The organism is Flavobacterium sp. K5-23, from assembly GCF_023278045.1.
Classification (GTDB): Bacteria; Bacteroidota; Bacteroidia; order Flavobacteriales; family Flavobacteriaceae; genus Flavobacterium.
Genome location: NZ_CP056783.1, coordinates 1,194,664 through 1,207,619, shown reverse-complemented (window position 1 = coordinate 1,207,619; position 12,956 = coordinate 1,194,664). Strand labels below are relative to the sequence as shown.

General features: G+C 30.7%; 9 protein-coding genes. 4 read left to right on the top strand and 5 right to left on the bottom strand.

Annotated elements, in window-relative coordinates; genetic code table 11:
- Positions 1-19 precede the first annotated feature (19 nt).
- Complete coding sequence (locus FLAK523_RS05365) at positions 20-1,201, bottom strand: glycosyltransferase (RefSeq protein WP_248907339.1); 1,182 nt, start codon at positions 1,199-1,201, stop codon at positions 20-22.
- Positions 1,202-1,352: 151 nt separating this feature from the next.
- On the opposite strand from FLAK523_RS05365, the gene FLAK523_RS05360 reads away from it, so the two are divergent.
- From FLAK523_RS05360 to FLAK523_RS05350, 3 genes are read left to right on the top strand one after another with little or no spacing between them, the layout of a single operon-like run.
- The gene (locus tag FLAK523_RS05360; RefSeq protein ID WP_248907337.1) at positions 1,353-4,442 is read left to right on the top strand and encodes a hypothetical protein; all 3,090 of its coding nucleotides are present in this window, start codon (positions 1,353-1,355) and stop codon (positions 4,440-4,442) included.
- The gene (locus FLAK523_RS05355) at positions 4,442-5,674 is read left to right on the top strand and encodes a hypothetical protein (RefSeq protein WP_248907335.1); all 1,233 of its coding nucleotides are present in this window, start codon (positions 4,442-4,444) and stop codon (positions 5,672-5,674) included. The genes FLAK523_RS05360 and FLAK523_RS05355 overlap by 1 nt, the downstream gene beginning before the upstream one ends.
- The gene (locus FLAK523_RS05350) at positions 5,661-7,214 is read left to right on the top strand and encodes a glycoside hydrolase family 2 TIM barrel-domain containing protein (protein WP_248907333.1); all 1,554 of its coding nucleotides are present in this window, start codon (positions 5,661-5,663) and stop codon (positions 7,212-7,214) included. The genes FLAK523_RS05355 and FLAK523_RS05350 overlap by 14 nt, the downstream gene beginning before the upstream one ends.
- Here the strand turns inward: FLAK523_RS05350 and FLAK523_RS05345 are convergent.
- The 3 genes from FLAK523_RS05345 to FLAK523_RS05335 form a co-directional block, all read right to left on the bottom strand.
- Positions 7,211-8,389: a glycosyltransferase gene (locus FLAK523_RS05345; protein WP_248907331.1), complete on the bottom strand. Its 1,179-nt coding sequence runs from the start codon at positions 8,387-8,389 to the stop codon at positions 7,211-7,213. The two genes, FLAK523_RS05350 and FLAK523_RS05345, sit on opposite strands and share 4 nt — an antisense overlap.
- A gap of 62 nt (positions 8,390-8,451) precedes the next feature.
- Positions 8,452-9,711: an oligosaccharide flippase family protein gene (locus FLAK523_RS05340; RefSeq protein WP_248907329.1), complete on the bottom strand. Its 1,260-nt coding sequence runs from the start codon at positions 9,709-9,711 to the stop codon at positions 8,452-8,454.
- Between the two features lie 28 nt (positions 9,712-9,739).
- On the bottom strand, positions 9,740-10,030 hold the full coding sequence (locus FLAK523_RS05335) for a hypothetical protein (protein ID WP_248907327.1): 291 nt from the start codon (positions 10,028-10,030) through the stop codon (positions 9,740-9,742).
- A gap of 150 nt (positions 10,031-10,180) precedes the next feature.
- Here FLAK523_RS05335 and FLAK523_RS05330 point away from each other — a divergent pair, with 150 nt between their 5' ends.
- Positions 10,181-12,241 (top strand): hypothetical protein, encoded by a 2,061-nt coding sequence (locus FLAK523_RS05330; protein ID WP_248907325.1) that lies wholly within the window; start codon positions 10,181-10,183, stop codon positions 12,239-12,241.
- A 164-nt stretch (positions 12,242-12,405) separates the two neighbouring features.
- Here FLAK523_RS05330 and FLAK523_RS05325 read toward each other — a convergent pair whose 3' ends face one another.
- The gene (locus FLAK523_RS05325) at positions 12,406-12,762 is read right to left on the bottom strand and encodes a hypothetical protein (protein WP_248907323.1); all 357 of its coding nucleotides are present in this window, start codon (positions 12,760-12,762) and stop codon (positions 12,406-12,408) included.
- Positions 12,763-12,956 lie beyond the last annotated feature (194 nt).

Below are 12,956 nucleotides of genomic sequence, written 5' to 3'. Positions count from 1 at the left end.
TCGCAAAAGTAAATCATTTTTATCTATAATGTATAGCAATTTGACCAATTTGAAAAACAATTTTCAAAGAGTCCTTAAATGATAGTTTAGAACCATCAGCATGAATCCATCTTTTAAGTGGTTGTTCACAAACTAATTTCTTAGTTTCCTCATCACCATATATTTTTTTCATTCGCATAAAAATCTCAACATCAAACAACCATTTGGTTAAAAATTTAACTTGAAATGTGTTTTCGATAACATCTTTACTCATAATTTTAGCACCACATTGAGTATCATTAAATTCCATTCCAATGGTTTTTCGAATAATAAAATTGATAATTTTACTAATAATTGCTCGAGCAGATTCTTTAGTTATATCGGCTCCCATACGAGTCATTCGTGAACCACTTACAATTTTAAAATTCGAAATAGAAATCGTATTTGCCAAATCATGAAAATCTTCAAAATCCGTAGATAAATCAGCATCAAGAAAACCTATGTAATTGAACTGATCTTGTTTTGCCAGATGCAACATCCCTAAACGAACCGCTTCAGCTTTCCCTCCATTTTTTTCACAGTCAAAAATACTAATATGATCTTCATTTCCTTCTCTTAATTTTTCTAAAACCTCTAATGTTTTATCCTTACTACCATCGTTTACAAAACACAAATGATATCCTAAATTTGAATTCACAAATGACCTGAACTCATCACTCAACAACCTTAATTCTTCATTGTAACACGGAATTACAACGCCAATACAGTTGTTTTGAATAATTTGATTTTTTTTAGTGTTAGCTGAAATTTTTTCTCCAGCACCAATTAGCCTTTTAACTCGTGCACCAATTTCACTTAAACTCAAAGGTTTTTTCATATAATCATCAACCCCTAGATCAAATCCTTTAACGATGGTATCTTCATCAGTATTTCCAGATAAAATCATTACAGGTGTTGTATGTCCTCTTGTTATTTTGATATGCTTTGCAATTTCAAGGCCATTAGTTGCATTTTGTGAAGACTCGTTATTATTAGAGAAGCTCGAAGTATCTGAAAAAGGCATGTTGATATCGGCAATTACTAAGTCTGGTGTATTCAAATCATATTTTTCTATACCATCTGAAATTGTATTGGAACTGATTACTTCATACCCCAAATCTACAAGACATTTTTCTAAAGAAATAACAACTAATTCTTGATCATCAATAATTAAAATTTTCATAAACACATTGTTTTTAGTAGTTTGGTTTTAGTAAATATATCAATAATCAATTAGTTTATCAAATATATTTTTAACACATATTCTAACATTCCTTTATGGAACAAGTCCTTTTATTATTACATTTACAATATCTCCAAATAAAATAACCTTAGTGAAAGAAAAAACAAATAAATATTTAATTGTCGCCTTACTCATTGGAATTGTCTTTCACACTAGTGCTCTTTTTTTTACTTTGGAGAGTTCCTATGACGCATTAATCCATATGTTTTTTGCCAATCATTATGCCCATAGTTGGTTTGAACCGTGGAATTATAGCTGGTACACTGGATTTAGTGTAATGGGATATCCTCCATTAGTACATCAAGTTATTGGTTTATTTTCATTAATTGGTGGTTTAAAATTCGGACTGTTTACGGTTGCTATCCTTTCAATAATCTTATTTATTACTGGTGTCTATAGATTCTCCTTAACAATTACAGGCAACAGAACAGTTTCAGGATACGCAGCTATACTTGCTGTATTTTCGTCCTCTTTTATTGAGACCTTACATATATTCGGTCAACTCCCGAGTATTATTGGTATTTCTATACTCATGCATTGTATTCCTGAAATTTACCTTTGGTTAAAAACAGGTAAATACAAATACCTTTTTACCTCATTGTCCCTTTTGGCTGTAACTATTACTTCACACCATGTAACGCCTATTTTTGGAATGATTTTTTTTATTTTTCCTTTGATTGGAATGGTAATAATGGATTTTTCACAAGAAAAAGTTGGCTCATACAAAAAGGTGAAATTCAAAATATTTCTACAGTCTTTCTTTTTTTTATTTAAAAGAATTATTTTATTCGGGGCCAGCTCTCTAGTTCTGATTGTATTTTGCATCTTCCCTTATTGGGTAAATTCAAAGAATAATCCCATTACACAAGTCCCTATTCCACACGGTAGTCGAGACAATTTCTTAGAGGTCACCTCTTCAGGATTAATGTTTTTTGTTATACCATGGGGAATTTTGTTTTTTATCCTACCTTATATTTTATATCGTTATTATAGCAAACGTTATCTCTTTTTTGGATTATCAATTTCATTGCTGCTAATTTTGGGAACAGGAGGAACAACACCAATTCCATTAATGATACTTGGTGAAAATGCCTTTAATATATTAACCTTAGACCGTTTTACACTTTGGGCCTCTATTATGAGTTTACCAATGTTTGGAGAATTTATATATCGATTAGCTGAAGGAGATTTAAAAGAAGCTATCCAGCTGCGTTTTGGTTCAGTTTACCATCGTATTATTAGTGCTTTATTTTCAGGTGCTTTTTTATTTATAGCTGTATTTACAATTACGTTAGGTTATTTTAGACCTTTTCAACCTCAAAAAATAGACACCTTACCTTTAGTTAATTATCTAAATCAAGACCAACACGATCAATGGCGGTATTTGCCTTTAGGTTTTGGAGACCAAATGGCAACCTTGTCCTCTCAAACAAAAGCCATGACTGTAGATGGTGATTACCATTCGGCTCGAAGATTACCTGAACTCACTTCACGAGCTATAGAACGATTGGAAAATTCAAAATTCAGAGGGGTTGAAGGTATTGGATCATTGCAACAATTTCTTACTGTACCCGAAAAATATAACCTTAAATATGTTTTTTCTAATGACAAATTTTACGATCCAATCCTTTATTTTTGCGGGTGGCACCGCCTTTCTCAATTAGAAAACGGCATTATGGTTTGGGAAAAATTAAATGTCCCACCCTTATCTAAAATATTACCTAAAGATGAAGTGCCTCTTTATCAAAAACTAATGTGGGGTATTATTCCCTTGATTACAGTGATAATTGCATTTGTTTTAAACATCCAATTGGCTATTTATCAAGCATTGAAGCTCAAATATTTTGCAAAACCTGATTTTTTTAAATTTGGGCTAACTTATAAAAAATTCTCTTTTAAGCTAATAACGATGTTACATCTTTGGGCCTTATTCCTACTGGTTATTGTTGGCTATTGTTTATATGATTTTTACACCTATAATGCAACTCAAATTAGCCCGCAAAATGTTGTAAGGGCCTATTATGATGCATTGGATTTTAAAGAATACGAAAAAGCACATTCGTATATCGATCCAGATAAAAAATTATCAATTTCTCAATTTATGTTGGAAACTTCCGTTACGGATGGCATCTTAAATTCGTATGCAAAATTAGATGCTATTGATGTCCAAATTGTAAAAAAATCAAAAACTAATTCAGAACTGATAGCCCATACAAAATGGATTACACCATTAGAAATCATAAACAAAGACTTCCATCATCAAGCAATTAAAAAAAATGGAAAATGGTATATTTTACCCCTAAAAATGGATTTAGACATTCCGCCAGATCAATTTCTAGCAAGCAATACAACTGCTTTTTTCAAACACGGAAGACGAAAAATATCGACACAACAAACCTATCATGATGATGTTTTAAAACAACCTGAGCTAGAAATATTATCTGCTAAACTCATCAAATACAATAATGAGTATATAATAATCGGTGAATTACAAAATATTGATAACAGCCCCGCTGATGTAGTTTTAAAGTCAACTATATACAATCAAAACGACCAAATTCTTGCCACTTTTAATGCAAAGTATGTAATAAAGCACAAATTAATGCCAAAAGAAACAACCAGTTTTAGAGTTAATTTTGAAGAAATATCTTGGGTAAATAAGGAAGATATTAAACCTACTTCTTTCAATCCAAATGAATATTCACCAATAAAACTCAATGCTATTCCAGTAAAATTTGACATTCAAAGTGCAGGAAACGTTGCTACAACAGATTTTTACACCCAAGTCACTTTATCCGATTTAGAGGTCAAAAATATGCGTCTAAAAGGAACACTATTCAATTATGGAATCCAAGACGTTACAGTTCCTGAACTGTTAATTTCCTATTACAATACTCAAAAAGAATTGTTGTATGTAGATCATTATTTTTTGCGTGAAGGAGTCCGTGTACAACGCAAACAGTATTTTGATTATGCATTATTAGATTTAACAAAATGCAAAATTTTAAAATCGTCTCTAAAAAATTGTTTTGTAAATGGCCTACCTAATGGAGATCTTGCACGAACAATTATACCAACCCGAAGTAAACAACAGCATGAAGATCAGCTCCAAAAAACAGAAGGCAAAGGATTTAAATACATAAAAATCGAAATGAATAACTATATAGGAAATCCAAAATAATGAAAAAAATCTTCTACATAGCACTCCCTTTTTTAATTTTCTTTTTATTTGTTTTCTCCACAACAATAACAAATAAAGAGATTAATGCTATTACTTTACTAACAACTACAAAAAACTATGTAGCGGGAAAATCAATTGCACTTAATTTTTCGGCAACTACAAAAACGAGTAATACTAATTTATTTATAGTTACCTCTTATGGAAAAACAGTACTAAAACCCAAAAATTTAAAAGGAAAATTGAGTTTCAGAATACCTAATACATACAGCCAAAAAACAGGAATAGTCTCTTGGTATTTAATCGAAAACAATAAAAGTGTCTTAAATGGAAATTTTAAAATAACCCCTAATAACGCAACAACTACTTTAATTGAAAATTATTTAGGACCAAGAACCATCTTAACTGGTAAAGATCATTTTGCCATGATGGTAGTTGTTCCAACAGATAGTTACGACAATCCAAAAGAAGATAATACAAGCGTATTAATTAAACATCAGTTCCTGAATACGACAACCGTTGAGACTGAAAAAACAAAGGATTTTATTGCTTGGAAAAATATTTATTCCAAAAACAAATCTGGAAAAATGCTAGTCAGCAGCGTATGCGACAAAACCTCCACTAAAGAAGTTGAAACAGACATCTACCCCTCAATAGCTACAGATTTCGAAATAAATTATTCTCAAAATCATGAATATGCCGATGGAAATCAAATCACAACTCTAAAAACTAACACAATCAAGGATGAATATAATAATTTAGTTAGTGATGGCACTTTGGTGGCTTTTCATATTGAGAACAATAACAAAATGGTATTAAAGTCCTACGGAACCACTATAAGCGGTATTGCAACTGCTCAAATATTGCACCCCGATCATCCTGAAACTTATACTATAAAAGGATACATTACTGGTATTGCACAAAGCAACACTATTACAATAGCGTACAAATCTGTGATTAACAGTTTTGATTATTCGTTTTCGAAAAACAAAAGAACCCTCACAGTTGGACCTATAAAAAGTTTTATGAATCAATTAATTCCTGACGGAATAAAAGTAGTTTTAAAGATATTTTACAACAACAAACTTTTAGAAACTATTCAACAAGAGTCCTCCAAAGGAATTACCTCTTTTTATTTGTCTCCAGATTATTATAAAGAAAAGAAATACCGTTTTGAAATCACTACTTTAGGGGTAACCAAAAAAACTAAAAACATCCAATATGTCAATAATTAACAACAAAAACATATATAGGTCTGTACTTATTGGCAGTTTTATCCTAGTTAACATTTTATTGTTATTAGGAATTAGCCAAGTCTTGGAATATTTAAATTCTGGAGCCGACAGAAGCACCATTTTACATCTTGAAAAAACAACAGAAGATACGTATCTCCCCAAAGTAAATTGGGTAGATTTAATCAATCCTGGTAGAAAAATAGAACAGAACACTCTTCATAAAATAGAGAAAGATTATCTTTTATCATGGTATGTAAAAAACAATGCTTTTGATTCAAATACCACAAAAGGTATCGAGGATTTTTATACCCAAAATGCTAGACAAAACTTATACAAAAACATCAAATACAATAAAACAAACGGCATTACCATAAAGAGCACCACAATCAAACATTTTCCTGAGCTAGAGTTTTATAGTGAAGATGGTCAACAAGTTGTTTTCACAGATAAAAACGTTGTTGAATTTCAAAAAATATACCATAATGACCAATTGATTACAAGCATACAAGATACTGCCACATACAAAGTAATGATGCTTTTGGAAGATGGTTTTTGGAGAGTTCGCCATTTATTAAAAATGAATCCAGAACCATTTAAAACAGATACGATAAAAGCAAAACCTGTTTACACTACAAAAGGGAACCAAATTTTAAAAAATAATCAACCCTTTATTCTAAAAGGGATTAACTATTACCCAAAAAATTCAGCTTGGGATACTTTTGGGCCTTTATTCAACAAAGATACAATTGCAAAAGATTTTGACATTATAAAAAAAGCCAACCTCAACACCATTCGAATTTTTATACAATATGACGACTTTGGCAAAGCCAAAATAATTCAAGAAAAGATTGACAAACTAAAGATTTTATTGGATTTGGCTGAAGCCAAAAAACTAGCTGTTGTAGTAACTCTTTTTGATTTTTATAGTGATTACACTCTAGAGAGCTGGACTTTAACACACCGACATGCTGAGCAAATTGTATCGGTTTTTAAAAATCATAATGCGATAATCGCTTGGGATATAAAAAACGAACCCAACTTGGATTTTGAAAATAGAGACAAAAACAATGTATTAAGTTGGCTTGAACACATTATAACTGTTGTTAAAGAAAACGATCCCAATCATTTAATTACAATAGGATGGTCCAACTCGGTTGAAGCTACTAATCTGGTAAATAAGGTAGACATTATATCGTATCACTTCTACAATGACATTAAGCATTTAGAATATGAAACAAATACTTTGGTTAAAGCAACAAAAAAACCAGTTGTAATTGAAGAATTTGGCGTACCCTCTTATGGAGGTGTATGGAATTTCTGGGAAGGAAGTGATAAAAAACAAGCAAAATATCATCAAAAAATGCAAAATTATTTCAAGAAAAATAATTATTCCTTTATGTCTTGGACCTTATACGATTTTCCACATGTACCTGATCAAGTTGCAGGAAAATGGCCTTGGCAAAAAAACAGACAGAAAAAATTTGGGTTTATTGATACTAATGGTAAAAACAAACCCGCTTTTCAATATATTTCGAACTAATTTTTCGCTTTAATAATTTGATTAAAACTATCCATATACATATCAGTGATTTTATCCATAGATAAAGCACTTGCAGCTTCAAAATTAGCCATAGCTATCTTTTTTCTATAATTATCATCATTAAAAATAATTTCAATCGCTTTCGCCAAAGAGTCAGCACTTTCAGGGTTAAAAAATTCACCCTTATACCCTTCTTCTTTAACCAATAAAGCTAAATCACCTAAATCAGGCATTACTACCGCTTTACCATAACTACCGGCTTGATGCAACACACCAGAACTTCCTGTAGTAGAAGTATATGGAAAAGCAACTACCGTACAATCATTAAAAATACGAGCTACATCTTTTTCCTCTACATAACCCGTAAAAGTAATCCCTTCAATATCTTTATATTTTTCTTGAACACTTACTAAATAACCGGGTGTATTAGGGCTATCAGTTCCCGCAATTACAACTTCAATTGGTTCATTACTGTTCTGTCTCATAATTATTGCCGCTTCAATAAGAATTTCCACTTTTTTATAAGTACCAAATTTCCCGAAAGCCATTATTTGTTTTGGTCCTGGCGCTAATTCAAAAGAGGGCTCCTCTATACTATCAAAGGTTCCATGTGGTATCATTTTTATATTCTTAGCTTTATATTTCAATTGTAAAACATCCACATATTTACCTATAGTTACTGTTACGGTATTAGATTTTAAAATAAAGCGAGTAAGGGTAGTGCCAATAAAATTGTAAATTTTTTGAGTTATTTTATTATCGGTAAACCCCGCACTTTCTAAATCTACTTGTTCCAAAATATTGTGCAATAATGAAACAGTAGGAATGCCTCTAAATCGAAGCAACATCGGAATCATCAATCCTAATGCAGCAGGGATTTTTTTGTCTCCAAACTTCATGAATTGCAGGTTAAAAAGAACAGCATCTGGCTTCTCTCTAAGAATCTCTTTATATATTGAAATAATATTGCCGTAATTATTAAACTCCCAACATTCATTAACTTTTATTTTATGACTGTTCTCAAAATCCATCAATTTGGACTCGGTAGTCTTATCAGAAATTAAAACCATTTGAGAAACGGTATCTTTCTTGACAAAATTTTTCACTAAATGATAACCATATTCATTCAAGGTTACTTTACTAGGGGGAAAAGCTGTTACGATAGCAATTTTCATGTATTTTAGATTTGGGTTGCAGGTTTGAATATACTAAAAATTTTAACACTAAGTTAAATAATCTAAATGATTGATTTTCTGTTACTATAAAAGAAATAACACAATTGAAAAAACAATAACAAAACCATAGCAATAATTTGCATGTGTACTACTTGTTCTAAGGAATTATGAAAACCAATGATTAATCCAATTTGGGCAGAGCCTAATATTGCCGAAACCACTACTGGGAAATATTGATTAAGTGACAAATAATAATATGCAAAAATATTTGCTACAGCAAAAAGTGAAGTAGCCAATGCATATTTCCACAACAAAAAAGAGATTGACACATACTGCTTACCAAACATAACATTTACCACAAATTCAGGGAACAATGCTGTGAAAACAACAATTGCAGTTGAAAGTATTACTATATAACCTACATATTTCAACAAAATAGGTAAAGTATCCTGATTGTCTTTTTTCATTTGAATTACCTTGGGTAATAACAACATAACAAACATCCAAGCAACAAAATAGACTACACGACCAATAAGTGCTAATGAAGCATACAGACCCGCTTGTTTATTATCAAAGAAATGCTTAACTAATATAATGTCACTATTATTTATAATAATTTGCGTCAGTTCATAAAAAGCTGTTAATGCAAAAAAAGTAGTGATGGACTTTGTGTCTAAATCAGGGCTTGAAGCAACTTTAAAGCTTTTGAAAACAGTTTTATTAAAAGGGAATATACCAAATACAAATGAAAATAAAATTCCAAATGCTACAATTAATGATGTTGGCACCTTAGGAAATAGAAAAATAGCAACCATAGTCAGAACCAATCGACTTATCATTTCTGTTTGATAGGTAATAGATAATTTATTTAGTAAATTTTTACCTTGATACAATCCTCTATTTACACTCATAAAAAAATACAAAGGTATCCCTATACCAAAAACAAAGAACATCGATGCCGTTTTAGTATGAAATAAAAACTGCAATTCTTTATTAAAAAAAGCAATAAGAATACCAAACAAAACACCAAAAAAAGCAGCGTATTTTGTTATGAATTTAACAAAAGAAAACAACATATTACCTTCAAGCAAAACGGCATATTTTGCTGTTACAATTTGAAAAGTCATCCCTACAAAAGATAATATAAGCAACAATGTAATTAGAATTGCAGCATCCGAAAATTCAGCAGGACCTAATATACGTCCTAACAATAAATTATAAATATAATTTCCCCCATTCACAAAAAGTATGGTAATCATAAAAAGTTGCTCCGAACTTATTTTTTTTGAAAAAGATAAAATTGAATTTGAGGTTATTTTCATTTAAAACTTATTTAAAACCAAAAAAAGATTAAAGCAAAAAATCATTTAATTGCAGCGCGCTAAATTGTTCGAATACTTTTTTGTTTTTACTACCAATAATATAAAATGACTTGTTATCTACAAAAGCTTTCTTACACATTGAAACAATACTGTTTACTGAATAACAATCAATATCAACAATCTTGTCTAAAGAAAGTACTACTCCTCTTGAATTTTTCATAAGAATTTCAAAATGATTTTTTAAATATACACAATTTTGAGAATTCAACAAACCATTGATTTCGTAAACCCCTGCATTATATTGTATTTGAATTGACATACTATTTTGTTTTACTTGTTAATAATGATACAAATATCAGCCAGATTGCTATAACTATATTTAATGTTTCGATGAATGACCTCTTTCTGTAGGTGAAATATCGTAGGTTTATACTTAACTTGCAACCATATAAATAAAGAATCAAAACGAATGAAATTATTTAAAAAAACATTTTTTCTTCTCTTCATTATTTTAGGTAATGTAATCAATGCTCAAGAAATGAGTGAGGGATTTGGTAATCTTGAAAAAGGGGAGTTTGATAAAGCAGAAGTATTCTTCGAAAATATTTTAAAGGACTATCCTCAAAACAAAACTGCACGTTTGTGTTATGCTAGAGCAATTGGTCTTAATAAACAAGCCGAAAAAGCTTTAGAATTATTTATTGATTTAAAAAAAGAAAATCCTGGCGATCTGGAAATTGAGCTCAATTACGCAGAAGCCTTGTTATGGAATAAAAAATTTGATGAAGCCAAAATCTTCTACACAATCCTTGTAGCAAAAAACCCAACTAGCTTTGTGGCTCATCTTGGATTTGCAAATACGCTGTCTAATTTAAAAGAATATAGGGATGCGTTAATAAATGTCAACAAAGCTTTAGCACTATCCCCCGCTAATCCAGGGGCTTTGATTTCAAGAAAATACATTAAATTAGGATACGCTAATCAGAAGGTAAATGAAAAAAAATATCCCGAAGCGGATGCTTTTTACGACGAAATATTAGCAGACTTCCCTAATGACAAAGAGACTTTGCTGAACAAAGCCAACTTATATTTGATTACCAAAAACATAGCAAAGGGAAAAGAAAACTACACTTTAATTGCAAAAAGCGATCCTATTATCGCTTTAAACGGCTTGTCTTTAATTGAACATATTGACGGTAAAGACAAAAAAGCATTAGAAATAGCAGAAGAAGCGGTACAAAAAGTAGTTGGGAATACTGATGAAGCATTAGCCAAACAAACTCAGGAACGTTATGTTCAAGCTTTGATTTGGAATAAAAAGTACAAAGTGGCTCAGGCCAAGATCGAAGAATTAAATACGCAGTATAAAAATGAGAATTGGCTATTAGCATTATCTGCAACCTTAGCTGTTTACCGTAGTGATTTTAAAGAAAGTATTGGATATTACTCAACGATTTTAGAAAACGATTCAAAATCCTTTGATGGAAATCTTGGAATTGCTAATGCTTATTATGCAGACGGAGAAACTCATAAATCATTAGATGCAGTTGCTAAAACATTGGAAATTTTTAAAAATCAAAATGATGCTGTAAACTTTCTAAAAAAAATAAACGAAGAGTACACACCAACACTTGAGGAAAAACTTTCTTATGCCTTTGATAACGGTAAAAACACTGCCAAAGCTACTCTTACTTCAATTGTTATTCCAGTATCTACTAAATTGGCCTTTAATGCAAGTTACCAATATAGAGAAACGGAAAATACAGTTTCTAAAGCTAGTGCGAAAACGAACGATTTCTTAGCAGGAGTGAATTACAAATTCCACCCAAAAATTAGCTACACATTCAACGCAGGAGTAACATCAGCGAATTCTAACACCAGCTCGTACAACCAAGCTTTAATACATACGTTTTTCAAAATAAAACCTATGAAATTACAAGATTTAGAAATAGGTTATAAAAGAGAAATTCAAAATTTCAACTCTGATTTGATTGACAAAGAAATCGCTGCTAATAATTACTACCTGAATTACAATCTAAGCACCAATTTTAATTTTGGATGGTTTACGCAATATTTTTACACTACACAAACGGATGACAATACCCGTAACCTCTTGTTTACTTCATTCTATTACAACTTTATGTCTAGTCCTGTTTTAAAAGGAGGATTGAACTACCAGTACATTGCCTTCAAAAACCAAGTGCCTACTGATTATTTTAGTCCAAGTAAGTTTAATGCTGTTGAAGTTTTTATAGAATTGCTTAAAGACGAGAAAATCGCCGAAGTAAACAGTTGGTTCTATAACGCGAATCTAGCTACTGGGTATCAATTTATAGAAAACAATGATAAACAATGGACTTATAGAGTACAGGCCAAATTAGGTTATAAATTCTCTGATCGTTTATTAGCAAATATTTACGGAATCAAGAGTAATATTGCTTCTGTATCCGTGGCAGGATTTACATATACTGAAATGGGTTTAAGATTAAAATGGAGTCTCTTTGAAAAACCTATTTTTAAATTAAATTAGAGGTAAATAGCAAAGCCAAAAAGGTTGCATTAAAGACAACCTTTTTGGCTTTTTATTCTCTAAAACAATTAGCTTAGCGATGTTTATAAGTGAAATATTGAAGATACAGTTATTATAATTGCATTAAACAAGGTAGAAAATCACAAGTAATTGTATTACTTTTTCTATATCACTAGCTGTAAGTCAGTGTTTTTAAAACCAATTACTTTCCTCACTTCATCCGTATTGGGCAACATAAAACAATCCTTTTTTTCAACACAACATTTAATCAAAAAGGGTTGTATTAATGAATGGTGCACAATAATTGTTTCCTCTTTTTTCACATATTGTTCTAATTCAAACTTACTTTTAGGACCAGCCCAATCTAAATTATAACAGTATGCTATAGCACTTTTTCTTATAAAAGTAATATACTCATCATTTAAAACAGACCATTTTATAGAAACTAAATAATACCCATTATTAGTGTCGGAAAACTTGGACTCATCATTATAACTTTCTGTATATCCTAATATTTTCATCTTTTTCTTCTTATATTTCAATACCTAAAATAAAAAAAAATAGTTTAACTGCATAAATTAATCGACAAAAGACACTTATCCGCATTAATTGTAAGTTTTGACTCTCATAATGCTATTTATTACTCTCCTGTTTTAATCTTTAAATAAAATACAACTAAAATGTGAATACATAGAATTCAAAAAAAAGGCTGCCC

Coding starts and splice junctions, on each gene's coding strand:
- FLAK523_RS05365 (WP_248907339.1), bottom strand. CDS start 1,201: ATGAAAATTTTAATTATTGATGATCAAGAATTAGTTGTTATTTCTTTA.
- FLAK523_RS05355 (WP_248907335.1), top strand. CDS start 4,442: ATGAAAAAAATCTTCTACATAGCACTCCCTTTTTTAATTTTCTTTTTA.
- FLAK523_RS05350 (WP_248907333.1), top strand. CDS start 5,661: ATGTCAATAATTAACAACAAAAACATATATAGGTCTGTACTTATTGGC.
- FLAK523_RS05345 (WP_248907331.1), bottom strand. CDS start 8,389: ATGAAAATTGCTATCGTAACAGCTTTTCCCCCTAGTAAAGTAACCTTG.
- FLAK523_RS05340 (WP_248907329.1), bottom strand. CDS start 9,711: ATGAAAATAACCTCAAATTCAATTTTATCTTTTTCAAAAAAAATAAGT.
- FLAK523_RS05335 (WP_248907327.1), bottom strand. CDS start 10,030: ATGTCAATTCAAATACAATATAATGCAGGGGTTTACGAAATCAATGGT.
- FLAK523_RS05330 (WP_248907325.1), top strand. CDS start 10,181: ATGAAATTATTTAAAAAAACATTTTTTCTTCTCTTCATTATTTTAGGT.
- FLAK523_RS05325 (WP_248907323.1), bottom strand. CDS start 12,762: ATGAAAATATTAGGATATACAGAAAGTTATAATGATGAGTCCAAGTTT.